15 protein-coding genes are annotated in these 25,510 nt (G+C 73.6%); 10 read left to right on the top strand and 5 right to left on the bottom strand.

All coding sequences use genetic code 11. The features are described from left to right. Positions 1-20: 20 nt before the first annotated feature. From ACGFWI_RS22075 to ACGFWI_RS22060, 4 genes are all read right to left on the bottom strand, one after another. Positions 21-128, bottom strand: coding sequence for a putative leader peptide (locus ACGFWI_RS22075; RefSeq protein WP_350252853.1), 108 nt, complete (start codon positions 126-128; stop codon positions 21-23). A 225-nt stretch (positions 129-353) separates the two neighbouring features. Beyond that, positions 354-1,055 (bottom strand): DUF2993 domain-containing protein, encoded by a 702-nt coding sequence (locus ACGFWI_RS22070; RefSeq protein ID WP_393907674.1) that lies wholly within the window; start codon positions 1,053-1,055, stop codon positions 354-356. A gap of 177 nt (positions 1,056-1,232) precedes the next feature. Next, positions 1,233-2,618: a hypothetical protein gene (locus tag ACGFWI_RS22065; protein ID WP_393907673.1), complete on the bottom strand. Its 1,386-nt coding sequence runs from the start codon at positions 2,616-2,618 to the stop codon at positions 1,233-1,235. A 10-nt stretch (positions 2,619-2,628) separates the two neighbouring features. Continuing rightward, positions 2,629-2,874: a MoaD/ThiS family protein gene (locus ACGFWI_RS22060; protein ID WP_393907735.1), complete on the bottom strand. Its 246-nt coding sequence runs from the start codon at positions 2,872-2,874 to the stop codon at positions 2,629-2,631. Positions 2,875-3,081: 207 nt separating this feature from the next. Here ACGFWI_RS22060 and ACGFWI_RS22055 point away from each other — a divergent pair, with 207 nt between their 5' ends. The 7 genes from ACGFWI_RS22055 (at position 3,082) to moeZ (ending at position 14,032) form a co-directional block, all read left to right on the top strand. Next, complete coding sequence (locus ACGFWI_RS22055) at positions 3,082-4,815, top strand: ABC transporter ATP-binding protein (protein ID WP_393907672.1); 1,734 nt, start codon at positions 3,082-3,084, stop codon at positions 4,813-4,815. Positions 4,816-4,928: 113 nt separating this feature from the next. After that, a complete protein-coding gene (locus ACGFWI_RS22050; RefSeq protein ID WP_393907734.1) occupies positions 4,929-6,830 on the top strand; it encodes an ABC transporter ATP-binding protein in 1,902 nt (633 codons plus the stop codon). Between the two features lie 496 nt (positions 6,831-7,326). Then, positions 7,327-9,258, top strand: coding sequence for a DUF3492 domain-containing protein (locus tag ACGFWI_RS22045; protein ID WP_393907671.1), 1,932 nt, complete (start codon positions 7,327-7,329; stop codon positions 9,256-9,258). Positions 9,259-9,499: 241 nt separating this feature from the next. After that, entirely contained in the window at positions 9,500-10,735 is a 1,236-nt protein-coding gene (locus ACGFWI_RS22040) for a hypothetical protein (protein ID WP_393907670.1), read from the top strand. Between the two features lie 256 nt (positions 10,736-10,991). After that, positions 10,992-11,948 (top strand): NAD-dependent epimerase/dehydratase family protein, encoded by a 957-nt coding sequence (locus ACGFWI_RS22035; protein ID WP_359447082.1) that lies wholly within the window; start codon positions 10,992-10,994, stop codon positions 11,946-11,948. After that, positions 11,936-12,757 (top strand): spherulation-specific family 4 protein, encoded by an 822-nt coding sequence (locus ACGFWI_RS22030; protein ID WP_393907669.1) that lies wholly within the window; start codon positions 11,936-11,938, stop codon positions 12,755-12,757. Before ACGFWI_RS22035 ends, ACGFWI_RS22030 begins: the two co-directional genes overlap by 13 nt. A 96-nt stretch (positions 12,758-12,853) precedes the next feature. Further along, positions 12,854-14,032 carry an adenylyltransferase/sulfurtransferase MoeZ gene (gene moeZ / locus ACGFWI_RS22025; protein ID WP_393907668.1) on the top strand — a complete coding sequence of 393 codons (1,179 nt, stop codon included), beginning with the start codon at positions 12,854-12,856 and terminating at the stop codon, positions 14,030-14,032. Between the two features lie 136 nt (positions 14,033-14,168). On the opposite strand, the gene ACGFWI_RS22020 is transcribed toward moeZ, so the two are convergent. Next, on the bottom strand, positions 14,169-17,198 hold the full coding sequence (locus ACGFWI_RS22020) for a lysylphosphatidylglycerol synthase domain-containing protein (protein WP_393907667.1): 3,030 nt from the start codon (positions 17,196-17,198) through the stop codon (positions 14,169-14,171). Between the two features lie 186 nt (positions 17,199-17,384). Here ACGFWI_RS22020 and ACGFWI_RS22015 point away from each other — a divergent pair, with 186 nt between their 5' ends. The 3 genes from ACGFWI_RS22015 to ACGFWI_RS22005 all read left to right on the top strand — a co-directional run bounded on the left by ACGFWI_RS22015 (position 17,385) and on the right by ACGFWI_RS22005 (position 25,510). Continuing rightward, positions 17,385-17,810: an MGMT family protein gene (locus tag ACGFWI_RS22015; RefSeq protein WP_393907666.1), complete on the top strand. Its 426-nt coding sequence runs from the start codon at positions 17,385-17,387 to the stop codon at positions 17,808-17,810. A 223-nt stretch (positions 17,811-18,033) separates the two neighbouring features. Beyond that, positions 18,034-21,708, top strand: coding sequence for a UvrD-helicase domain-containing protein (locus ACGFWI_RS22010; protein WP_393907733.1), 3,675 nt, complete (start codon positions 18,034-18,036; stop codon positions 21,706-21,708). Between the two features lie 133 nt (positions 21,709-21,841). Further along, complete coding sequence (locus ACGFWI_RS22005; RefSeq protein ID WP_393907665.1) at positions 21,842-25,510, top strand: UvrD-helicase domain-containing protein; 3,669 nt, start codon at positions 21,842-21,844, stop codon at positions 25,508-25,510.

Below are 25,510 nucleotides of genomic sequence, written 5' to 3'. Positions count from 1 at the left end.
TAGACGGGTGCGGAGGCCCGTCAGACAGGGCGACAGAGCATGGCGGCGACGCGGCACAGGTCTACTGCCCGCCGCTTCGTCAGTACCGCACGTCCCCGCGGACGGAGACCGCTCAATGAGCTCTGCATGGCACCGATCGTAGGGACGCGGGGCGGGGCGTGTCACCGGCGTGTCGAATGGCGAGACGCCTTTGTCCGCGATGTGGGATCGGATGCCGTGGGGCGGGGCGCCCGCGGGCGCCCGGCGGCCGTACGCCGGTGGGGGGTCTGGCGTACGGACTTGGGTGTCTCAGGGATTGGACGATGCGCGGATCGGTCGGCGGGCCGGTGGGGCGGCCCGCCGTGGGCGTCCGGTCAGCCGGGAAGCTTGACGTCCTTGCCCGCGGCGGAGATCGAGAGGCCGTCGGGCATCGCCAGGACCTTCTTCAGCTTCAGGTTGCCGGGCAGCTGGTCCAGCTTCCAGTCGTGGTCGGTCTGGGCGCGCACCTTGGTCTCGCAGCTCGGGACGGCCTTGCACATCGCGGGGAGCCCGTCGGCGCGCAGCCGGACGGTGTTGCCGCCCACGATCGTGATGGAGCCGGTCACGTCCAGCGAGCTGAGGAGCGGGATGTTCGGCGAGATCTTCACCTGGCTGCGGCCGTCCTTCTGACCGCCGTAGGTGATCTTGACGCCGCCGCCCGCCGCCTTCGTCAGGTCGGCGTAGTTGATCCGGGCGTTGCCGGTGGCCGTGGCGGCGCTCTCGATGGAGGTGTAGTCGCTGGTCAGCGTGACGTCGTGGAACTGCGCCGACAGCTGGTCGACGCGCAGGGCGCGCCCCTCGGCGCGGGCCTCGATGCCCCCGAGCTCGGCGTCCACCTCCTGGAGGCTGCGGCCGGCGACCTGGGTCAGGAACGGGAAGCCCTTGATCGAGACCTCCGGGGTCTTGTCGAGCCCCTGGCTGCTGCGGATCTTGTCCGCGGCCATGTCCTCGGCGAGATTCACCGCCACCCGGTCGGCGGCCACGAACAGCCCGCCGAATATGACGATGACGATCAACAGCACACGAAGTGCACGCATCGAACCACTTCCCCCACACCTGGGCCGGATCCCGGCCGCATCCCTGCAGGCCCCCTGCCTGCGCTTCCGGGGGAGCCTAGACGACGCGGTCCGGGAAACGGGAGCGGCGGCCGCCGGAAGGCGCCAGGTGCGCTTCCGGCGGCCGCCGCTCGCTGTCGTTCGCGGCCCGGCGGGGCGTTATCCCAGTGCCCGCCCCAGGACGTAGACCGCGGGTGCGGCCAGGGCCAGCGGGAGGGCCACGCCGGCCGTCAGGTGGACGAAACGGGACGGGTAGTCGTAGCTGGCCACCCGCAGGCCGATCAGCGCGCAGCCGCCGGCCGCCAGACCCAGCAGCGCGCCGGAGGCTCCGAGGCCGGTCAGCTGGCCGGCCGCGATACCGGCGCCCGCTGCGGCCACCAGGGAGATGCCGATCGAGGCGGGGGAGGGCAGCGGCAGCGCACGGGCGAGGGTGGCCACCGCGACCGCGGCGGCGCCGACCACCACCGCGTGCGGGCTCGCCGCGAGGTGGCCGGCGGCGAGCACCGCGAGCGCCGACGAGGTCAGGCCCGCGGTCAGCGCGTACATCCGCTCGTCGGCGCTGCTGCGGTTGCGCAGCTGGAGGACGAGGACGAGCAGACACCACACCCCGAGCGTGCCGATGCCGACCAGGGGCGCGCTCGCGCGGTCGGTGGCGAGCAGCGCGACGTCGGTGGTCAGTCCGCCCAGGAAGGCGAGCGCGATGCCCTGTCGGGCCGGCCACATGCCGTTGAGCCGGAACCACCCGGCGGCCGTGACGGCCTGCAGCAGTGCCACCGGTACGGCGAGCACCGGGCGGCCGAGCGGCGCGGTGAGCGCCAGCAGCAGGGCGAGCCCGGCGGTCAGCGCGGCCGGCTGGATGCCGGGCGGGATGATCGGCGAGCGGCCCTCGGCGCGGGCGCGCTGGTTGGGCGCGAGCGGTGCGGAGGAGACCGACGCGGCGGAGACCGGTGCGGTGGCCGCCGACGCGGGTGCGGCGGGCGCCGGCCTGGCCTGCTGGGGGTGTTGGCGGGCGTACGGCTCGTCGGCCGGGCGGGCGGTCTGGTGCTGGGTGGGCAGCGGCGCGGTCTCCGCGGAGTGCGGGGTGCCGTAGCCGTCCTGGCCGTAGGCCGGTCGCTGCGGCTGTTGCGGGCGCTGCGGTTGCTGTGGCTGGTGCGGCTGTCGGTGCTGCTGTGGCTGCTGCTGTCCGTAGGCGTCGTACCCGTACTGGCCGCGCCCGTACGGGTCCTGTCCGTACGGGGCGCGTCCCTGCCCGCCGCGTCCGTGCTGTCCGTGCCCGTACTGCTCGGGCCGCGGCTGCTGCTGCGCGGAGGGGTCGTAGGCCTGCTGCCCGTACGGCGGCTGCTGCCCGTGCGGGGCCTGCGGTCCGTGCGAGGCCTGCTGCCCGTGTGACGGCTGCTGTCCGTAGGGCGCCTGCGGCTCGTACGGTGCCTGCTGCCCGTAGGGGGGCGGTGCGGACTGCGGTGCCTGCCGTCCGTACGGCGGTTGCTGCCCGTACGGGTCGTGCGGCTCGTACGGATTGCGGTGCTGCGGCTGGTTGTCGCTCATGGTCGTGTACTCACCCTCCCGCGAACGGCGGCAGGACCTCGACGGTGCCGCCCTCGGCCAGCGACACCGCCTGGTGGTCACGGGTGCCGACCGGATCGCCGTCCACCAGGAACGAGCAGCGCAGCAGAACGCGCGCGAACTCGGGGTTCGCGGCATGCGCCGCGCGCGCCGCGTCGAGCGCCTCGGCGAGCGTCGCCGCCGCATACGGCTCCTCTGCCGTGCCGGCGGCGGCCTTGGCCGCGGCCCAGTAGCGCACGGTGCCAGTTGTTGTCACGGCGGCCTCTTCGTCGTGTCGGTCGGGGGACGCCCCCGTGGTGGCGGGGCCCCGTCGTTGCCGCCTCCATGATGGCCTACGCGGCGGGTGATCCGGCTCCGGGCAAGTTCTGGCAAAGGCTCCGGACCGGTGCTGGGCGGACGCCGGTAATTCGATTGCCAAGGGCAAGTGTTCGCCTAGGCTCATGCCGTGTTGGTCCGACTAGCGCGGGCGCATTTGCGGCCCCATAGGCGCTCGATATCCCTGATCGTGCTGCTCCAGCTGATCCAGACCCTGGCAACCCTCTACCTCCCCACCCTCAACGCCGACATCATTGACAACGGTGTCGTGAAGGGGGAATCGGGCTACATCCTCCGTGTCGGCGGCTTCATGGTCGCCGTCACCCTCCTGCAGATCGTCTGCGCGATCGGTGCCGTCTACTTCGGTGCCCGTACGGCCATGGCGCTCGGCCGGGACATCCGCGCCGCGGTCTTCGACCGGGTGCAGTCCTTCTCCGCCCGCGAAGTGGGCGCGTTCGGCGCGCCGTCGCTGATCACCCGCACGACCAATGACGTCCAGCAGGTCCAGATGCTGGTGCTGATGACGTTCACGATGATGGTCTCGGCGCCGATCATGTGCATCGGCGGTGTGGTCATGGCGCTCAACCAGGACGTGCCGCTGTCGGGCCTGCTCCTGGTCATCGTCCCGGTCCTCGGGATTTTCGTCTCACTGGTCGTGCGCCGGATGCGGCCGCTGTTCCGCGGGGTGCAGGAGCGCATCGACACCGTCAACCGCGTACTGCGCGAGCAGATCACCGGCATCCGCGTCATCCGCGCCTTCGTCCGCGACCGGCACGAGCGTGAGCGGTTCGCCGGGGCCAACACCGAGCTCTACGACGTGTCGCTGCGCGCCGGCCGGCTGATGTCGATGATGTTCCCGCTGGTCATGCTGATCGTGAACCTCTCCAGCGTGGCCGTCGTCTGGTTCGGCGGGCTGCGGATCGACAGCGGCGCCATGCAGATCGGCGCACTGACGGCGTTCCTCAGCTACCTCATGTACATCCTGATGTCGATCATGATGGCGACGTTCATGGTGATGATGCTGCCGCGCGCCGAGGTCTGCGCCGAGCGCATCCAGGAGGTGCTGGCGACCGACTCCAGCGTCATCCCGCCCGAGAACCCCGTCACCGAGCTCCGCCGCCACGGCGAACTGGAGCTGCGCGGCGTCGAGTTCCGCTTCCCGGGGGCCGAGCAGCCGGTCCTCAAGGACATCTCGCTGATCGCCCGCCCCGGTGAGACCACCGCCGTCATCGGCTCGACCGGCTCCGGCAAGTCGACCCTCCTGGGGCTCGTACCGCGCCTGTTCGACGCGACCGGCGGCGCGGTCCTGGTGGACGGCGAGGACGTCCGCACCCTCGACCAGGAGACGCTGGCCAAGGCCATCGGCCTGGTCCCGCAGAAGCCGTATCTCTTCTCCGGCACCGTCGCCACCAACCTGCGCTACGGCAACCCGGACGCCACCGACGACGAGCTGTGGCACGCCCTGGAGACCGCGCAGGCGCGGGACTTCGTCGAGCGGATGGAAGGCGGCCTGCAGGCCCCCGTCGCCCAGGGCGGCAGCAATGTCTCCGGCGGCCAGCGGCAGCGGCTGGCCATCGCGCGGGCGCTGGTGCGCCGGCCCGAGATCTACCTCTTCGACGACTCCTTCTCCGCGCTGGACTACGCGACGGACGCGGCGCTGCGGGCCGCGCTGTCCCGCGAGACCGACCGCGCGACGGTGGTGATCGTCGCCCAGCGGGTCTCCACGATCCGCGGCGCCGACCGGATCGTCGTCCTGGACGAGGGCCGGATCGTCGGCACCGGCACCCACACCGAGCTGATGGCCGGCAACGAGACCTACCGGGAGATCGTGCTCTCCCAGCTCACCGAGCAGGAGGCGGCGTGACCACCGCGGACAAGGGGGCCTCGGCCCGGGCCGAGGCCCCGGCGGCCACCGAGGAGACCCCTCAGGCGGCCCCCAGACGAGGCCCGGCCCCGGCGGCCGGGCCCGCCCGGATGATGGGCGGCCAGCCCACCGAGAAATCCATGGACTTCAAGGGCTCCGGCACCCGGCTGCTGGCCCAGATGCGGCCCGAGCGCGGCATCATCTTCGTCGCGCTGGTGCTGGGCGTACTGAGCGTGGCGCTCACGGTCGTGGGTCCCAAGGTCCTCGGCCACGCCACCGACCTGATCATGTCCGGCATCATCGGCCGCCGGCTGCCCGCCGGCCTCACCAAGGCCCAGGCCGTGGATCAGCTGCGCGCTCACGGCGAGGGCGGGCTCGCCGACATGATCGGCGCGATGCCGGTCACCCCCGGCCACGGCATCGACTTCGGAGCCATCGGCCAGATCCTGCTCTGGGTCACCCTGATCTACGTGGGTGCCTCGCTGTTCGGCTTCGTCCAGGCCAGGATCGCCACCCGGGTCGTCCAGCGGACCGTCTTCCGGATGCGGGAGCAGGTAGAGGAGAAGCTGGCGCGGCTGCCGCTGAGCTACTTCGACAAGCAGCAGCGCGGTGAGGTGCTCTCCCGGGCGACCAACGACATCGACAACATCCAGCAGACGCTGCAGCAGACCCTCAGCCAGATCGTGGTCTCGTTGCTGACCATCGTCGGTGTGCTGGTCGTGATGTTCTGGATCTCGTGGCTGCTGGCGCTGGTCGCCCTGATCACGGTCCCGGTCTCCGTCGTCGTCGCCACCAAGGTCGGCAAGCGCGCCCAGCCGCAGTTCGTCCAGCAGTGGAAGACCACCGGCAAGCTCAATGCGCACATCGAGGAGATGTACACCGGCCACAGCCTGGTGAAGGTCTTCGGCCGCGAGCGGGAGTCCGCCGAGCTCTTCCGCGAACAGAACGAGGCCCTGTACGCCGCCGGGTTCAAGGCCCAGTTCATCTCCGGGATCATCCAGCCCGCGATGATGTTCATCGGCAACCTCAACTACGTGCTGGTGGCCGTCGTCGGCGGGCTGCGGGTCGCCTCCGGGGCGCTGTCCATCGGCGATGTCCAGGCCTTCATCCAGTACTCCCGGCAGTTCAGCCAGCCGCTCACCCAGGTCGCCTCGATGGCCAACCTGGTCCAGTCCGGTGTCGCCTCCGCCGAGCGGGTCTTCGAACTCCTCGACGCCAAGGAGCAGGACCCCGACGCCGAGCGGCCGGCCGGGCCCGAGCGTGTCGACGGCCGGGTCGCGTTCGAGGACGTCTCCTTCCGTTACGCGCCGGACAAGCCGCTCATCGAGGATCTGTCGCTGGCCGTCCACCCCGGCCAGACGGTGGCGATCGTCGGCCCCACGGGCGCCGGCAAGACCACGCTGGTCAACCTGCTGATGCGCTTCTACGAGGTGCGCGGCGGCCGGATCACCCTCGACGGCACCGACATCGCCGAGATGCCGCGCGAGGAGCTGCGCTCCCACATCGGCATGGTCCTTCAGGACACCTGGCTCTTCGGCGGCACGATCGCGGAGAACATCGCCTACGGAGCCCCCGCGGGCATCTCGATGGACAAGATCGTGGCGGCCGCGAGGGCCACCCACGTCGACCGCTTCGTGCGCACCCTGCCGGACGGCTACGAGACGGTGCTCGACGACGAGGGCAGCAATGTCTCGGTCGGCGAGAAGCAGCTGATCACCATCGCCCGTGCCTTCCTCGCCGAACCTGAGATCCTCGTCCTGGACGAGGCCACCAGCTCGGTCGACACCCGCACCGAGGTGCTCATCCAGCACGCGATGGCCCAGCTCCGCAGCGGCCGCACCAGCTTCGTCATCGCCCACCGCCTCTCCACCATCCGCGACGCCGACGTCATCCTGGTGATGGAGAACGGCGCGATCGTCGAACAGGGCGCCCACGACGCCCTGTTGGCGGCGGGCGGCGCCTACGCCCGCCTGTACGCGGCCCAGTTCGCCGAGGCGGTGGCGGAGACCATCTAATGCTTTGGCTGTTTTCCCACGTTGTCGGCTGTCCCGCCGTGCGGGTTCTCGCCGTTGCGCCTGGCGGCGGGCGGGGTCCGCTGCGCGGGGCTGTCGGGTGCCGGTGACGGGCCTGCGCGGGTGGGTGTCCGGACTGCTGCGCTTTACGTCCGGACACCCACCCGCTCCGGCCCGTCCCCTCCCGTTGGGGGAAGGGGGAGGCCGGTGGGGGTGGACGTAGCCGGTCCGGCGCACCTCGTGGCTCACACGCAAACAGCCACCACAGCGGCCCGCCCCCACCCACGTTCACTCATCCACCCACGGGAGGGGACGGGCCGGAGGGGGGGGGGGGGGGGGGGGGGGCGGCCCGCCGCCCCCCCCCCCCCCCCCCCCGGCCCGCCCCCCCCCCCCCCCCCCCCCCCCCCCCCCACCGGCCCTTTGCATAGCTTCTTGCCGCAGGTGGCGGCCGTGCCACCGGCCCACAGGGACGCCGATATGGGAGGACGGGGGTGCACTCGTGCGCATTGGACTGCTCACCGAAGGTGGTTATCCGTATGCGTCCGGTGAGGCGCACGCGTGGTGCGACCGGCTCGTGCGCGGGCTCACCGGCCATGACTTCGAGGTCTACGCCCTGAGCGCCGACCCCCGCCAGGAAGCGCACCTCCGGCCCGAACTGCCGCGCCACGTACGGCTGGTACGCAGCGCTCCGCTGGGGGACGACTTCCCCGCCGGGCGCCGCCGGACCGGCGCGCCGCGCACCGGCCGCACCCCCGGACGCCGCGCGCGCCGCCGCTTCGTCGAGCGCTTCGACGATCTCGTGACGGCCTTCGCCACGGCGCCTCCGGGAGGCGAGCCTTCCCGGGGCGCCTCCCACGGGGGCGCCCAGGCCGGGGATCCGCCGACCGTTCCGCAGGGGGCCCTCCATTCCCCCGTGACCAGCAAGGCGGACCGTTTCGCCAGCGGTCTCTACGGGCTCGCCGAATTCGCCCGGGAGCACGGAGGGCTGCCCGCGCTGCTGCACTCCGAGGACGCCGTACGCATCCTGGAGGCCGCCTGCCACGGCCCCCACGCGCTGCCCGCCGCCCAGGGCGCACAGGTCGACGATCTGCTCGCTGTCACCGCCCGGCTCGCACGGGCGCTACGACCGCTGTCCCTGGACTGGTACGGCGACCGGCAGACTCCCGGGCTCGGCGGTGTGGACCTCTGCCATGCCACGTCCGGCGGCGCGGCCGCCCTCCCCGGACTGCTGGCCAAGCGCTTCTTCGCCACCCCGCTCCTGGTCACCGAGTACGGCGTACGGCTGCGCGAGCACTACCTCGCGCGCACCGCCTCGCCGCTGAGTGCGCCGGTGCGCGCACTGCTCGCCGCCTTTCAGGGCGCACTGGCCGCCGAGACCTATACGCAGGCCGCGCTGATCACCCCCGGCAACACCCACGCCCGGCGCTGGCAGGAGCGCTGCGGCGCCGACCGCGCCCGGCTGCGCACGGTCTACCCGGGCATGGACGCCGCCCCCTTCGCCGCGGTCGCGGACGCGGCGGCGGACGACACCAAGACGCTGGTGTGGGTCGGCAGCGTCGAGCCCGCGAAGGACCTCGTCGCGCTGCTGCACGCCTTCACCGAGATCCGCAAGGCCGAGCCGGAGGCCACACTGCGGATCATCGGCGGGGTCGGCCGCGATCCGCAGGCGTCCGGATATCTCGGGCACTGCCGGGCGCTGGCCGCCCAGCTCTTCCCCGACGAGGCGGCCGACGCCCGCACCGTCGGGGAGAACCCGGTCAGCTTCGAGGAGATCGGCAGCCCGGAGGTGCCGGCCCTGGAGGACGCCTATGCCTCCGGCGCCGTGGTGGTGCTCTCCAGCGTCATCGAGGGCTTTCCGCGCTCCCTGGTGGAGGCGATGTTCTGCGGCCGCGCCACGGTGTCGACCGACGCCGGCGCGGTCTGCGAAGTCATCGGCGGCACCGGCCTGGTCGTCCCGCCGCGCAACCCCCGCGCCCTCGCCGAGGCCTGCACCGCGCTGCTCGGCGACCCGGACCGCAGGGCCAGGCTGGGCGCGGCGGCCCGGGCGCGGGCGCTGGAACTGTTCACCGTCGAGCAGAATGTCGCGGCATTTCGTGGCATCTACCTGGAGTTGATCTCCCACGCCCCGGCCCGTCCGGCCGCCTGCCGCGAGCGGGACGCACGGGGCGTACCGCAGCCGTTCGCCCGCCCCGCCGAGTCCCATGTCCCCGGCCGCTGGGCCGCGACCGGCGCCGCCACCCGGGCCGCCGTGCCCGCCGGCCACACGCCGAGCTGGGCGGTCCCCGAGGAGGAGCGGGCCGCCGCGCCGCAGGTCCCGCGCGCGGAGACCGGGGGAGCGGCCGGTGTCCGAGGGGCGAGACGGCCGGTGAGATGGGGAGGGTCCACCGATCAGACCGGCGTGACCGGAGTGAGGGAGAGAGGGCAGTGGTGACGGCTGTGCTGGACGTGATGTGTGCGATGTGCCCGGCGGACGTGGCACCGGTGACGGGCATGGCGGACGTGGCGCACGGCGGGAGCCGGGAAGGACTCCGGTGCGCCGGCCGTCCCGGCGGCCCGGCGCACGCCGGCCACACCGCCTCCGGCGGCCGCTGCCGCCCGGCCCGGCGGCGCCTGCCGCACACCCGCCCCGACCGGGGCGGCCGCGCGGCGGCCCGGAGGAGAGGGGACGGGCTGTGACCACACCCGACGGTGGCGCCACCCACGCCGTACCGGCCATGGAGGACGGGCCCGCCGCCCGTACCGTGCCGCCGACCAAGGGGGCCGCCGCCCGACCCGCGCGCCGCGGCCCCGCCGACCCCGTACGGTCCCTGATGCACCGCCACCAGGAGCTGTGTGCACGCGCCGTGGACGCGCTGGAGATCGCGGCCGGACTGGAGGCGCACGGCGTCACCGACCGTACGGCCGCACGCTTCCGGCACCGTGACGTCTTCTCGCTGGCCGAGGAGCTCTACGCCCGGGTGCCCCGCGCCGACCCGGAGGACGCCCGGCCGGACGGTGACGGGTGCCCGGCCGCGCCCGACCCCGCCCGGGGCTCCCTGGGCGTGCGCGGGGTGCTGCAGCTGCTGCCCGGCGCCGTCTGCGTCGCGGCGCTCGCCGCCCTCGCCTCGGTCGGCACGGCAACTCCCGCCGTACGTACCGCCGTCGCCGCCGCGGGCGGTGTGCTGCTCGCCCTCGCCGTCCGGCTGGCCGTCCGGTCCGGGCCGCTGCGCCTGCGCCACCGGGGCGCCGGAGCGTGGACCGCCGGCCTGTGGGCGTGCTGGACGGCCGGATATGCCGTGTACGGCGACTGGCTGCTCGGACAGCTGCTGGCCGGTGGCCCCGATCTGCCGCATGCCGCTCCCCGGGCCGCCGTCGCCACCACCGTGGCCCTGGCCTTCGCCCTCGCCCCCGCGGCCGGCTGCGCCCGCTGGTTCGCGGCGCGCGGGCGGCGCGGCCTGGCCGCCAGCCGCGGCCTCGAAGAACTCGCCGCCCGGGTCCGGCCCTTGCTGCTCGCCACCACCCTGCTCTTCCTGGGCGCGCTGGTGGCGCTGCTCCTGGGCGCGGACGCGGCCTTCGGGGGCGACGGCACGACGGCGGTGGCTGCGGCGGCCGCGCTGGGTGTGCTGCTCTTCCTCGCCCGGCTGCTGGCCGTGCACGGCTTCCCCGGGGCGGCCGCGACGGGCCTGGCCTCGGCCGCCGCCCTGGAAGCCCTCGCCCTGTCCCTGGTGCTGATCGCCCGGCTCCCCGGTCTGCCGCCGCTCGACGTCCCGGTCGAGGCGCTCACCACCGCCGTGGGCCCGGCCGCCGTACCCGCCGTGGCCTGCACGGCCGCCGCCCTCGGCCTCCTGGTGTACGGCCTGCGGGCGCTCACCGGCGCCTGCGCGCACTGGCCGGCTCCCGCCGTCCCGGCGGAGGCGCACCGGCCGTGACCCCCCGGACGCCCCCCGGCCCCCGACTTCCCGTCCCCCCACACGGGCACCCCCACCACGCACCACCCCCGAAGCGGCACCCCGAAACGGCCGCTTCGGCCCCTTCCCCGCGGACCTCGCCCCCCACGTGGACCCCGCCCCCGGGGCGGGCACCGACGCCGCGGCCGAAGCCGACGTACTTCCCTCGATCCGCTTTAGGAGCACGACACATGAACGTCCAGCCGACCACACGCCACGCGGACCGGGGGGTCGCACGATGAGGGTGCTGCTCATCGGTGCCAACGGCTATCTGGGCCGTTATGTCGCCGACCGCCTGCTCGCCGACCCCGCCGTCCAGCTCACCGCGCTCGGACGGGGGGACGACGCCGACGTCCGCTTCGACCTGGCCACCGGCAGCCCCGGGGCGCTGACCCGTTTCTTCGACGCGGTCCACCCCGGTGTCGTCGTCAACTGCGCGGGTGCCACCCGTGGCGGTGCCCGCGAGCTGACCCGGCACAACACCGTCGCGGTCGCCACCATCTGCGAATCGCTGCGGCGCAGCAGCTGCGGCGCCCGGCTCGTCCACCTGGGCTGCGCGTCCGAGTACGGGCCCTCCCAGCCCGGCTCCTCCACCGCCGAGGACGCGGTGCCGCGCCCCGGGGGGCCGTACGGCGTCAGCAAGCTCGCCGCCACCGAACTCGTCCTGGGCTCCGGACTCGACGCCGTCGTGCTGCGGATCTTCTCGCCGGTCGGTCCCGGCACCCCGGCCGGATCACCGCTCGGCCGGCTCGCCGAGGCGATGCGCCGCGCCATGCAGTCCGGCGACAACGAGCTCAAGCTCGGCGGGCTCGGCGTACAGCGGGACTTCGTCGATGTCCGCGATGTCGCGCGCGCGGTGCACGCCGCCTCGCTGTCCGCCGCCCAGGGCGTGGTCAACATCGGGACCGGCCGGGCCGTACGGCTGCGCGAGGCCGCTTCCGTGCTCGCCCGGGTCGCCGGCTTCGGCGGCGCGCTCCACGAGCTCGACTCCCCGCCGGCCCGGCTGGTCATCCCCGGCCCGTCCCCCGAGCACCCGGTCGGCTCGCCGCCCGCGACCTACCCGTATCCGGACGGCTGCGGCACCTGGCAGCAGGCCGATGTCCGCACCGCCCGCGACCGGCTCGGCTGGCGCCCCCGGATCGGGCTGGAGGAGTCCCTGGCCGACATCTGGATGGAGGCCGCATGTCGTATCTGACCAGCCCCACCGACACCGCCCACGCCCCGCACGAGTCGACACCGCGCGGGATCGGCGTGCCGGGCTTCGCCCATCCGCTGCTGGCCCCCACCGAATGGGCCGAACTGCTGCGCTGCTCCGGCGGGTTGGTCCTGCGGCAGGACGCGGAGCACGGCGGCTCCCGGGCCCCGCTGCGGACGGGGCCGCTGCACTGGGCGGTGCTCAATGTGTCCAACGGGCCCGGCGCCCGCCCCGACCCGCACTGTCTGCCGGCCGCCGCCCGGCTGCGGGAGACCGGTGTCCGCCTGCTGGGACACCTCGACATGGGGCGCGGTACGCGCCCCTTCGGCGAGCTGCTCTCCGACGCCCACCGCTACCTGGAGTGGTACAAAGCCGACGGCTTCTGGCTGGACCGCTGTCCCACGGACCGGACGCTGCTGCCCGATACCCGGCGGCTGGCCACCACCCTGCGCGCCCTGGGCGGCGGCTATCTCGTCTTCGGACACGGCAGCCACCCCCACCCCGGCTATGCCGAGTCCGCCGACCAGCTCGTCACCTTCGCCGGCTCCTGGGCCGACTACCGCTGGTCGCAGGTGGCCGAGTGGACCGCCGACTACCCTCCGGAGCGGTTCTGTCACCTCGTCCACAGCGTGCCGCGGACGCATCTCGACGAGGCGCTGCGGATCGCCCGCTGGCAAGGCGCGGGCACTGTGTACGTCACCGACCGCCGGGCCGCCGCGGCGGCAGGTACTGCTGACGGCGCCTGGGAAGCGCTGCCCGGCTACTGGGACGACATCGTCTCGCGCATCGGAACGGGAGTCTCGGAATGAAGACGGGCGTGGCAGTGTTACGGGGAGAGCAATCTCCCCCACTCTCGGCTCGGCTCGGGCGGGGGGAACCCATCTAGACCGACCAACGGAGTCCCCGTGTCGCTGCCACCCCTGGTCGAGCCCGCTTCCGAGCTCACCGTCGATGAGGTCCGCAGGTACTCCCGCCACCTGATCATCCCTGATGTCGGGATGGACGGGCAGAAGCGGCTGAAGAACGCCAAGGTGCTGTGTGTGGGCGCCGGTGGCCTGGGCTCGCCCGCGCTGATGTACCTGGCCGCGGCCGGTGTCGGCACGCTCGGCATCGTGGAGTTCGACGAGGTCGACGAGTCGAACCTGCAGCGCCAGATCATCCACAGCCAGGCGGACATCGGCCGCTCCAAGGCCGCGTCCGCCAAGGACACGGTGCTGGGCATCAACCCGTACGTCACCGTCAACCTGCACGAAGAGCGCCTCGACTCCACGAACGTCATGGAGCTCTTCGCCGAGTACGACCTGATCGTCGACGGCACCGACAACTTCGCCACCCGCTACCTGGTCAACGACGCCTGCGTGCTGCTGAACAAGCCGTACGTCTGGGGCTCGATCTACCGCTTCGACGGCCAGGCGTCGGTGTTCTGGAGCGAGCACGGCCCCTGCTACCGCTGCCTGTACCCGGAGCCCCCGCCGCCCGGCATGGTGCCCTCCTGCGCCGAGGGCGGCGTCCTCGGTGTGCTGTGCGCCTCCATCGGCTCCATCCAGGTCAACGAGGCCATCAAGCTGCTCGCCGGCATCGGCGAGCCGCTCCTCGGCCGGCTGATGATCTATGACGCGCTGGAGATGACCTACCGCCAGGTCAAGGTCCGCAAGGACCCGGACTGCGCCATCTGCGGTGAGAACCCGACCGTCACCGAGCTCATCGACTACGAGGCCTTCTGCGGTGTCGTGTCCGAGGAGGCCCAGGAGGCGGCGGCCGGCTCGACGATCACTCCCAAGCAGCTCAAGGAGTGGATCGACGGCGACGAGAAGATCGAGATCATCGACGTCCGCGAGCCGAACGAGTTCGAGATCGTCTCGATCCCCGGCGCCCGGCTGATCCCGAAGAACGAGTTCCTGATGGGCACCGCCCTCCAGGACCTGCCGCAGGACCGGAAGATCGTCCTGCACTGCAAGACGGGCGTCCGCTCCGCCGAGGTCCTGGCCGTGCTGAAGTCCGCGGGCTTCGCCGACGCCGTGCACGTCGGCGGCGGCGTCATCGGCTGGGTCAACACCGTCGAGCCGGAGAAGCCGATCTACTAGGTCTTCGCCGGGGCCTCCTGCGAGGCCTCCGAGTCCAGCGCAAAGGCGCCGGTCCGTGCACCACGGACCGGCGCCTTTGCGCTGTGTGCAGTGCGTACGGGCGGGTGCTCCCGGCCCGTACGGCGGCGGCTTCCGCTCAGATCTCGCCCTTGCGGGTGAGATACGTGAAGGCCAGCCAGCCCGGCAGCACCGGCAGCCAGAAGACCATCAGCCGGAACAGCAGCACCGCAGGGAAGGCCGTATCGGCGGCGAGCCCGGCGAACGTCAGCGCACCGATCAGCGCGCCCTCGACGGCACCCACACCGCCCGGCGTCGGCGCGGCCGACCCCAGCGCGTTACCGGCGAGGAAGGCGACCGCGATACTTGCGTAACTGATCGTCTCGCCGCCGCCGAACGCCCGGATCGAGGCGTCCAGGCACATCACGTTCGCCGCCGTCAGCAGCAGCATCCCGCCGATGCCGGTGACCAGCTTCCCGGGCCGCTGCAGGATGTCCAGCATCCGCGGGACCACCCCGGCGAACAGCGACCGCACCCGGGTCGAGACGAACTTCCGCAGCGCCGGCACCGCGGTGACGATCAGGACCAGCACGGCCACGGTCAGCAGCCCGGCGATGACCGTACGGGACGGCGAGATCGTCGGGGTCTGCTCCTGGGTGCCGGTCAGATAGCCGAAGATCATCAGCAGCAGCACATGGCTGCCCAGACCGAACAGCTGGGATGCCCCGACGCTCGCCACCGCCAGTCCGGGCCGGACCCCGGCGCGCTGCAGGAAGCGGGTGTTGAGCGCCACACCGCCGATCGCCGCGGGCGCCACCAGCTTCACGAAGTTGCCCGCGATCTGCGCAATGACCGTCCGGACGAACGACACCCGCTCCGTGACGAATCCCAGCAGGCTCATCGCCGCAGCGATATAGGTCAGCGCCGAGAAGAACATCGCGACCAGCACCCACTCCCACCGGGCCTCGCTGACCACATCGCCCAGGTTGAAGTTGGTGAGCTGGGACAGCAGCAGATACACCGCGAAGGCGCCGGCGATCCAGCTGATCAGGATGCGTGGGCTGAGCCGCTCCAGCTTGGCGGGTTCGATCACCGCCGTCGGACGGATCAGCAACACCTGCCGGCGGATCTGGGCGAGCAGATCCTCCTCGCGGGCCTCCTCCGACGCCTCGTCCAGGGCCCGCTTCTCGGCGTTCTTCTCCGCATGCCGCTCGGCCCGCATCGTCTTGCGGTCCTTGGGGCCCGCCGCCTCGCGTGCCTCCCGCGCCTCCTTGGCGGCCTGCGACGCCTCCAGCACCGCCTCGCGCTCCCGTTTGGAGCGCTCACGGGCCAGCTGGCGCAGCGTCGCGCGGGTGGTGCGGCTCAGCGCGATCGGCTGCAGCAGCGGCAGGCTGTCGGCGACCGCGTCCGGGCCGAGCACCTCGACGGCCGCGGCCACCGCGCGCTCGGCACCGACCCGCAGACCGCAGGTGGCCAGCAACTGGGCGATGTCCATCCGCAGCACGAGATCACCGGCGGCGATCTCGCCGCCGCGCAGCTCGGTCAGGACGATATTGCCGGAACGATCCATCAGCAGCGCGTCCCCGACCAGCCGCCGGTGCGCGATCCTTCGTGACTGCAGCGACTCGACCTGCCGCCAGGCGCTGTGCAGCAGCGCGTCGGTGATCTCGTCATCGGCCAGTGAGTCGAAGGTCCGGCCGCTGATGTGCTCGTAGACCAGCATCACCGCGTCCGGGCCGAGCTCGGAGGTGGCGATCAGCTTGGGGGCATGGGCACCGGCCGCGATGGCCGCATACGCCAGCAGCGCCTCCTGCTCCAGCGCCTGGCGCAGCGACTGCAGACTGCGGCGCTGGTTGATGCCGCGCAGCGAGAGCCGGCGCCACACGCGGTAGAAGAAGCCCTGCGCCTGCTGCTCGCGGTCGACGACGGTGACATCGATCGGCGGGCCGTCCTCCAGGGTGACGAGGTAGCGGCGGCCGCGGTCGGGGTGCTCGGTGTGCTCCGTGGTGGTGGCGTCCTCCGCGCGCAGGGCGGAGACCGGGTGGAAGCCGACCCGGCGCAGCCCCGCGAGGAGGTTCTGGCCGGTGGGGCGGACATTGGGGGAGCCGACCGCGTAGAGGGTGCCGTAGGCGACGGTCCAGCCGATCAGCACGGTCGTGATGATCGCGAACGGTGTGGTGTACCGCCCGACCAGCACCGCGAACGCGTCCAGCAGCAGTACGCACCACATCGCGACCCGCCAGCGCGGCCGCCGGGACATGCCCACCGCCGTCATATAGGCGATCACGGGTGCCAGATAGCTGTGCACCGGAGCGGAGAGCGCACCGTTTTCGAGAGGCTGGGTCAGCGCGTCCCGGATGGAGGCGGGGGCCGCTTCGGCCACCCACAGATCGGCGGCCAGCGACACCCCGTGGGCGAGGACCGCGGCCAGCACACCGTCCGCGATCCGCAGCCCGTCGCGCTTGATCAGCCGCTCGACGGCGAACGCCACCGGCACGATCAGCACCGCGACGCTGGAGGTGAGCCCCGCCAGGTTGATCAGCAGCGGTGGCGCCGCCTTCGCGCCGGTGCCGATGTCCCGGGCCAGGCCCTGGGTGGTGCCGTGGGCGAAGGTGGCGAGTCCGAGGACGAGGGCGATCCCGGCGATGCCGAGCAGCAGCCGCAGCAGGTCGGCGGGGCGGTGCACCCGGGCGGGCAGCAGCGGCTCGTCGCCGGAGACCCGGTCGACGTGGAACTCGCCGTACTCGTCGGAGCTCAGGTCGGAACGGTGCGAGCCCGTGTGGGGCGTGCCCGGGGGTGCGCCGGAGGCCGGCTCCTTGCGCTGGTCGCGCGCGGCCGGTCCGTCCTGCTCCTGCTCGGGCTCCTTGCTGTTCCGCTCCTCCTCGTGCCGCTCGGTTGGCTCGGGCTCCTTGGGCTCTTCCGGCCTCTCGGACGCCCCGGGTGGTTCGGCCTTCTCGATCGTGCTCGCCTTTTCGGTAGCGGAGGCCGTGCCCGGCCTCCGTTGGTGCTTCCCCTGTGGTGACGCCTGGCTCCGCTGCGGCCGCTCGGTCGGCGCGGCTGGTCCGGGTGCGGTGCCGACGGCGTCGACGACCAGCGCCTCAGGGGTGCCCGCCTCCCGTGGAGGCACCGCACCCTGCTGCTCGGCCGTCTCTTCTTGATCTCGTATCACCAGTCACCGTCCGGAAGATGGTGGCACGGACGACCGGTGGAGGGGGGCATCAGGGTGCATTTCGGGGGTGCGGGAAGCGGAACGTCCTCCCCACACCGGGCTGACGGCGCCCTGCCGCCGACCTCCCGGGGGTGCGGGACCGTGTGTCCGGTCCCATTGTCGGTGCCGTGCGGCAGGATGGACCGAATGAGTGGGACCGGAGATACGGCGGCGGGTGAACTCCCCGCATACCCGGAGTACGCGGAGCGGGTCCTGGCCGTTGCCGAGCTGATCCCGGCGGGCCGGGTGATGACGTACGGCGATGTCGCGGAGTGGCTCCAGGACGAGGGGCAGCCCGAAGGGCTTCCGGCGACGGGCGGTGACGGGCGACGGGTGGGCGGTCCGCGGCAGGTGGGGCGGGTGATGGCGCTCTACGGCGCCGCGGTGCCCTGGTGGCGGGTGGTGCGCGCGGACGGCCGGCTGCTGCCCGGCAGCGAACTGCGCGCGCTGGCGCACTACCGGGACGAGGACACACCCCTGCGTACGGCCTCGCGGGAGGCCGAGGACCACATACCGCGGCTCGATATGCGGCGGGCCCGCTGGGACGGTCGCCAGGACGGCGCCGCCCCGTAGCCCCGACGGCCTCGCGCGGCGGGCCGGGGGACGCGCTACGGCTCGGGCGCCATCTGGCGTAGCGTCGGGCACTGCCGTCACGAGGACGGCCCCGCCGCGCACCGCGCAGCCGGACCACCGGCCCGGCCGGCGGCCCGCAGCGCCGCGCGCCGCGCACCACCTACGCACCACGACGAGCACCTCCTCAGGACCGGCGATCCACGTGAGTTCCTCCTTCTCGGCCATTCCGTCGACGCAGCCCCACCGGGCGGCGCCGCGGGGTGCCGCAGGCGCGTACCGACTGGTGCGTACCCCGCCGGGGCGGGTGGCTCCTCCTGTCTTGGACGCAGCCCAGCGCGCCGTGGTTGACCACCGGCACGGGCCGCTGCTGGTGCTGGCCGGGCCGGGCACCGGAAAGACCACGACGCTGGTGGAGTCGGTGGCCCGCCGGGTGCGGGCCGGCGGCGACCCCGAGCGGATCCTCGTCCTCACCTTCAGCCGCAAGGCCGCCGTCGAACTCCGCGACCGGCTCGCGGCCCGGCTGGCGGATCTGGAGGGACAGCCCGGCACGGGGGCCGGCGGGCCACGGGCGGGCATCCCGCAGGCGACGACCTTCCACTCCTTCTGCTACGCCCTGGTCCGCGCCCACCAGGACGCCGACCTCTTCGCCGACCCGGTGCGGCTGCTGTCCGGACCCGAGCAGGATCTCGTCGTCCGTGAACTCCTCGAAGGACAGGCGGAGCTGGCCGGGGCCGGCCGCGCCCGGGTGAGCTGGCCGGACGAGCTGCGGGCCTGCCTGACCACCCGAGGCTTCGCCGACGAGGTCCGCGCGGTGCTCGCCCGCAGCCGCGAACTGGGCCTGGGCCCGGACGCCCTCGGCGCCTTCGCCCGGCGCACCGGACGCCCCGACTGGAGCGCCGCGGCCGGCTTCCTCGCCGAGTACCTCGACGTCCTGGACGGCCAGGGCGTACTGGACTACGCCGAGCTGGTGCACCGCGCGGTGCTGCTCGCCGAACGCACCGACGTCGCGGCGCAGCTGGCCGCCGCCTATGACGCGGTCTATGTCGACGAGTACCAGGACACCGACGTCGCCCAGGTACGGCTGCTGAGCGCGCTCGCGGGCAACCAGGGAGCGGCGGGCCGACCGGGCTCCCCGGGACGCACGCTCGTCGCCTTCGGCGACCCCGATCAGTCGATCTACGCCTTCCGCGGTGCCGACGTCAACGGCATCCTCGACTTCCCCGAGACCTTCCGCCGCGGCGACGGAACCCCCGCCCCGGTGGCCGTCCTCGGCACCTCCCGGCGCTCCGGCGCCACCCTGCTCGCGGCCACCCGGCTGCTCACCCGCCGGATGCCGCTCACCCGCCTCCCGGCCCGGAAGGTACGGGCCCACCGCGAGCCCGCGCCCGTACGGGACGGCGGCCGCGTCGAGGTGTATACGTACCCGACGCCCGGTGCCGAACTCGACAACGTCGCCGACATCCTGCGCCGGGCCCATCTGGAAGACGGCGTGCCCTGGGGCGAGATGGCCGTCCTCGTCCGCGCCGGGGGACGCTCGCTCCCCCCGGTACGCCGCGCGCTCACCTCCGCCGGGGTACCGCTCGACATCGACGGCGACGATCTGCCGCTGCGCCACGAACCCGCGGTCGCCCCCCTGCTGACCGCGCTGCGGGCGGCGGCACGGGCCGCACTGGCGCAGGATGATGCGGTGGAGGGTCCCGGTGGCGGCCGGTCCGGTGAGGGGGACTCCGATGACGCCGGTCCCGATGATGGACAGTCGGGTGGGGCGGAATCCGGTGAGGCCGGTCCCGAAGACGGCCGGTCGAGTGGGGCGGAATCCGGTGACGCCGGTCCCGAAGACGGCCGGTCCGGTGGGACGGAATCCGATGAGGCCGGCCCCGGTGACGGCCGGTCCGGTGAGCTGGACTCCGATGACGCTTCATCCGGTGGGACGGAATCCGTCGAGGCCGCCCCCGGTGACGCCCCGTTCGGTGACGCCCCCTCCGGTGAGGCGGCCGCCCCCGGTGACACCGCCCGCCACCGGCTCGACGCCGAAACCGCTCTGGACCTGCTGACCTCCCCCCTGGGCGGAATGGACTCCGCCGATCTGCGGCGGCTGGGCCGCGCCCTGCGTGAGGAGGAACGGGCCGCCGGGCAGGCACTGCCGCGGCCCTCCGACGAGCTGATCGCCCAGGCGCTCGCCGAACCGCAGCGCCTGGTGTCCCACGACCCCGCCTATGCACGCGGCGCCCAGCGGCTCGGGCTGCTGCTGCGCAAGGCCCAGGAACTGCTGGCCGGCGGCGGCACCGCGGAGCAGGCGCTGTGGGAGCTGTGGGACGGCACCCCCTGGCCGCAGCGTCTGGAGCGGTCCGCCCACCGCGGCGGCGCCGCCGGGCGCAATGCCGACCGGGACCTGGACGCCGTCGTGGCGCTGTTCGAGACCGCGGCCCGCGCCGAGGAACGCACCGGTGGCCGCGGCGCGCTCAACTTCCTGGAGGAACTCGACGCCCAGGACATCGCCGCCGACACCCTCACCCGGCGCACGGTGCGACCCGACGCCGTACGGCTGATGACCGCGCACCGCGCCAAGGGTCTGGAATGGCGGCTCGTCGTCATCGCCGGAGTGCAGGAGGGCCTCTGGCCCGACCTGCGCCGGCGCGGTTCGCTCCTGGAAGCCGACCGGATCGGCCGCGACGGCCTGGCCGAGCCGCTCACCCCGGGCGCGCTGCTCGCCGAGGAACGCCGGCTGTTCTACGTCGCGGCCACCCGGGCCCGCGAACGCCTGGTCGTCACCGCCGTGAAGGCCGCGGCCGACGACGGCGACCAGCCCTCCCGTTTCCTGACCGAGCTGGGCGTCGCCCCTCAGGACGTCACCGGCCGGCCGCGCCGCCCCCTCTCGGTGGCCGCGCTCGTCGCCGAGCTGCGCGCCACCACCGTCGACCCGGCCGCCACCCCGGCGCTGCGCGAGGCCGCCGCCCAGCGGCTCGCGAAACTGGCGGCGCTGCACGACGACGACCACCACCCCCTGGTACCAGCCGCCCACCCGGACAACTGGTGGGGCCTGCACGAACCCACCCACAGCACCGTCCCGTTGCGCGACCGCGACCGCCCCGTCGTCCTCTCCGGCAGCGCCCTCGACCAGCTCGCCCACACCTGCTCCCTCCAGTGGTTCCTGGGCCGCGAGGTCAAGGCGGACGCCCCGGCCACCGCCGCCCAGGGCTTCGGCAACGTGGTGCATGTGCTCGCCGACGAGGTCGCCTCCGGCCGCACACCTGCCGATCTGGGTGTCCTGATGGAGCGCCTGGACTCCGTATGGGACGCCCTCGCCTTCGACGCCCCCTGGAAGTCGCGCCAGGAAAAGGACACCGCGCGCGCTGCCCTGGAGCGCTTCCTGCGCTGGCACGTCATGGAACGCGAGACCCGCGGCCGGGACACCGTCGCCACCGAGCACGGCTTCGACCTCACCCTCGGGGCCGGCGCCTACGAGGTCCGTATCCGCGGCAGCATGGACCACGTCTCCCGGGACGCACAGGGCAGGGCGTACGTCGTCGACTTCAAGACCGGCAAACAGAAACCGACCGGACCCGAGGTCGCCCGCCACCCCCAGCTCGCCGTCTACCAGCTCGCGGTGCGCGAGGGTGCGGTCGACGACGCCTTCGACGGCCGCACACCGGAGCCGGGCGGCGCCGAACTGGTGCATCTGCGGTTGGGCGCCGCCCAGAAGGAAGGCGGCGATGCGCTGCCCGCCGTACAGGGCCAGCAGCCGCTGGAGGGGGAGTGGGTCGGCGAACTGCTCGCCACCGCCGCGGGCCGTGTACTGGAGGAGCGGTTCACGCCGACCACCGGCACGCACTGCACACACTGCGCGTTCCGGGCGTCGTGCAGCGCACAGCCGGAGGGGCGGCACGTCGTGGAGTGAGCGGCGCCGGTCGTGGGTGAGCGGGCGCAGGAGAGCCGCCGGCCGTCGGCTCTGCCGCTGTTCCTGCCGCTGTGACCTGCGCGGATGCCGGGGGCGACGGCGGTTGTCAGTGGCGCCCGTTACGGTTTTCGCTGTGTCAGCTCACCTCACCGACCCCGAGCAGCTCAAGGAGCTCCTCGGCATCCCGTTCACGCCGGAGCAGACGGAGTGCATCACCGCCCCGCCCGCCCCGCAGGTCATCGTGGCCGGAGCCGGTTCGGGCAAGACCACGGTGATGGCCGCGCGCGTGGTGTGGCTGGTCGGCACCGGCCAGGTCGCCCCCGAACAGGTCCTCGGGCTGACGTTCACGAACAAGGCGGCCGGCGAACTCGCCGAACGCGTCAGGGCCGCGCTCCTCGCCGCCGGTGTCACCGACCCCGAGGCGCTCCCGCCCGACGCCGGCGGCACCGCCACCGACCAGCCCCCCGGCGAGCCGCGGATCTCCACCTACCACGCCTTCGCCGGCCAGCTCCTGAAGGACCACGGCCTGCGCATCGGCCTGGAACCCAGCGCCCGGCTCCTCGCCGACGCCACCCGCTTCCAGCTCGCCGCCCGTACCCTCCGTGCCGCCCCCGGCCCCTACCCGGCGCTCACCACCTCGCTGCCCTCCCTCGTGGAGGACCTCCTCGCCCTGGACGCCGAGCTCGCCGAGCACCTCGTGGACCCCGCCGCGCTCCGCACGTACGACACCGAGCTGCTCGCCGCCCTCGACGGTGTGAAACTCACCAACGCCGACCTGCGCAAGGTCCCCGAAACCGCCCGTGGCCGCCTGGAGCTGCTCGATCTCGTCGCCGCCTACCGGGCCGAGAAGCGCCGCCGCGACCTCCTCGACTTCGGCGACCAGATCGCCCACTCCGCGACCCTCGCCACCACCCGCCCGGAGGTCGGCCGGATCCTGCGCGACGAATTCCGTGTCGTCCTGCTCGACGAGTACCAGGACACCTCCGTCGCCCAACGGCTGCTGCTGTCCGGCCTCTTCGGCGCCGGCACCGGGACCGCCACCGGGACCGCCACGGGGCATGCCGTCACCGCCGTCGGCGACCCCTGCCAGGCCATCTACGGCTGGCGCGGTGCCTCCGTGGCCAACCTCGACGACTTCCCCGTCCACTTCCCTTTCCAGGACGGCGCCCCCGCCCGCCGGTACGCGCTCAGCGAGAACCGCCGCAGTGGCGGCCGCCTCCTCGACCTCGCCAACGGCCTCGCCGCACCACTCCGCCGGATGCACGAGGGCGTCGAAGCGCTGCGCCCCGCCCCCGGCGCCGAGCGCGACGGCATCGTCCGCTGCGCCCTGCTGCCCACCCACGCCGAAGAGCTCAGCTGGCTCGCCGACTCCCTCGCCCACCTCGTCCGCACCGGCACCCCACCCGGCGAGATCGCCGTGCTGTGCCGCACCGCCGGTGATTTCGCCCGCATCCAGGGCGAACTGGTCGACCGGGACGTCCCCGTGGAGGTCGTCGGCCTCTCCGGGCTGCTGCATCTGCCGGAGATCGCCGACCTCGTCGCCGTCTGTGAGGTGCTCCAGGACCCCACGGCCAACGCCGCCCTGGTCCGCCTGCTGATCGGTCCGCGCTGGCGGATCGGCCCGCGCGACCTGGCGCTCCTGGGCCGCCGCGCCCGCACTCTCGTCCACCACGGCGCCCCGTCCGACGACCCGGGGCAGCGCCTCGCCGAGGCCGTCGAAGGCGTCGACCCGGCCGAGACCATCTCGCTCGCCGACGCCCTGGACACCTTCCTGGAGGCCGAAGGTCCCGACGACGGGCTCCCGTTCTCCTCCGAGGCCCGGGTGCGTTTCGCCTACCTCGCCACCGAACTGCGCGACCTGCGCCGCTCCCTCGGCGACCCCCTCATGGACGTGCTCCACCGGGTGCTCGCCGCCACGGGCCTGGAGGTCGAGCTGTCCGCGTCACCGCACGCCCTCGCCGCACGCCGCCGCGAAACGCTCGGCACCTTCCTCGACATCGCGGCCGGATTCGCCGCCAAACAGGGCGGCGAATCCCTCGACGGCGACGCCACCCTGCTCGCTTTCCTCGGCTTTCTGCGCACCGCTGTCCAGTTCGAAAAGGGCCTGGACAGCTCCCTTCCCGGCGGCGACAACACCGTCAAGGTCCTGACCGCCCACAAGTCCAAAGGCCTGGAATGGGACGTGGTCGCCGTACCCGGCCTGGTCGCCAAGCAGTTCCCCAGCGAACAGGCCCGCGAGTCGTGGACCAGCCGGTCCAAGGTCCTCCCGCACGCCCTGCGCGGCGACGCCGCGACCCTCCCCGACGTCGGGGAGTGGGCCGCCCGCGGCCTGAAGTCCTTCAAGGAGGCGATGAAGCAGCACCAGGAGACCGAGGAACTCCGCCTCGGCTACGTCACCTTCACCCGCCCCCGCTCCCTGCTGCTCGGCTCCGGCCACTGGTGGGGGCCCCAGCAGAAGCGACCGCGCGGCCCGTCCGCCTTCCTGGAGGCGCTGCGCGAGCACTGCGAAGCGGGACACGGCGAGATCGAGCACTGGGCCGAGGCCCCCGAGGAGGGCGAGGAGAACCCCGCCCTCTCCGAGGCCGCCACGGAACAGGCCTGGCCGCTGCCCCTCGACCCCACCGCCACGGCCCGCCGCCGCGCCGCCGCGGCCACGGTCCGCGCCCATCTGGAGCGCCGGACGGAAGAGGGGACCGCCGTCGTCGCCGCCCCGCCGTCCCTGTCCGCCCACGACCCCGACTGGCCGCCGCCCCCGGCGGAGGACGCATGGGACGCCGACCCGTACGACCACTCCGAAGCCGACCCGTTCGACGAGGCCCCGCCGTTCGACGATGCGGCGCCGTTCGACGAGGTCCCGCCGTACGCCGTGCCCGGCCCCGGCCCGTTCGACGACACCGCGCCCTACGCCCACCCGGAAGCCGGCCCCGTCGACGGCGCCCCGCCGCCCGACACCCCCGAGGCCGAGCCGGCCCCGCTCCGTGCCCATATCGTCGCCCAGCGCGCCACCGAGCCCGACCTGACGGCACCCACCGGCCCCGGCACCGCCCACCCCGGCGACACCGCGCCGCACACCCTCCTCCCCGAGGAGCGGCGCACCATCGGTTCCTGGGACCGCGATCTGGACGCGCTCGCCGCCGAGCTGCGCCGCTCCCGCGCCACCGTCCGTGACGTCCCGCTGCCCTCCGCGCTCAGCGCCACCCAGTTGCTCCGTCTCGCCGCCGACCCCGACGGCTTCGCCCGCGAACTGGCCCGCCCCATGCCGCGCCCGCCGCAGCCCGGTGCCCGCCGCGGCACCCGCTTCCACGCCTGGGTCGAATCCCGCTTCGAAGAGCTGACGCTGCCGCTGCTGGGCCCCGACGAGCTGCCGGGCGCCGAACCGGGCGAGGAGGCCGAGATCGTCGACGAGCACGACCTCGCCACCCTCAAGGAAGCCTTCGCCCGCACCCCCTACGCCCAGCGCACCCCCTTCCGCGTCGAGGCCCCCTTCCAGCTGACCCTCGCGGGACGGCTGATCCGCGGCCGGATCGACGCCGTCTACAAGGAGCCCGGCCCCGACGGCGACCGCTTCGAGATCGTCGACTGGAAGACCGGCCGCGCCCACAGCGCCGACCCCCTCCAGCTGGCCGTCTACCGCCTCGCCTGGGCCGAGCGCCACGGCCTGGAGCCGTCCGCCGTCGACGCCGCCTTCCTCTACGTCCGCAGTGGCGAGGTGGTCCGGCCCGCCCGGCTGCCGGGCCGGGCCGGACTGGAACGCATCCTGCTCGGCGAGACCGCTGACCGGCCTCCCCCGCAAGGCCGATAG

This window comes from Streptomyces sp. NPDC048434 (assembly GCF_043200375.1).
In the GTDB taxonomy this organism is placed as follows: Bacteria; Actinomycetota; Actinomycetes; order Streptomycetales; family Streptomycetaceae; genus Streptomyces.
This window is presented reverse-complemented; position numbering and strand designations above follow the sequence as displayed.

Coding starts and splice junctions, on each gene's coding strand:
- ACGFWI_RS22030 (WP_393907669.1), top strand. CDS start 11,936: ATGTCGTATCTGACCAGCCCCACCGACACCGCCCACGCCCCGCACGAG.
- ACGFWI_RS22015 (WP_393907666.1), top strand. CDS start 17,385: ATGAGTGGGACCGGAGATACGGCGGCGGGTGAACTCCCCGCATACCCG.
- ACGFWI_RS22035 (WP_359447082.1), top strand. CDS start 10,992: ATGAGGGTGCTGCTCATCGGTGCCAACGGCTATCTGGGCCGTTATGTC.
- ACGFWI_RS22050 (WP_393907734.1), top strand. CDS start 4,929: ATGGGCGGCCAGCCCACCGAGAAATCCATGGACTTCAAGGGCTCCGGC.
- ACGFWI_RS22075 (WP_350252853.1), bottom strand. CDS start 128: ATGCAGAGCTCATTGAGCGGTCTCCGTCCGCGGGGACGTGCGGTACTG.
- ACGFWI_RS22065 (WP_393907673.1), bottom strand. CDS start 2,618: ATGAGCGACAACCAGCCGCAGCACCGCAATCCGTACGAGCCGCACGAC.
- ACGFWI_RS22070 (WP_393907674.1), bottom strand. CDS start 1,055: ATGCGTGCACTTCGTGTGCTGTTGATCGTCATCGTCATATTCGGCGGG.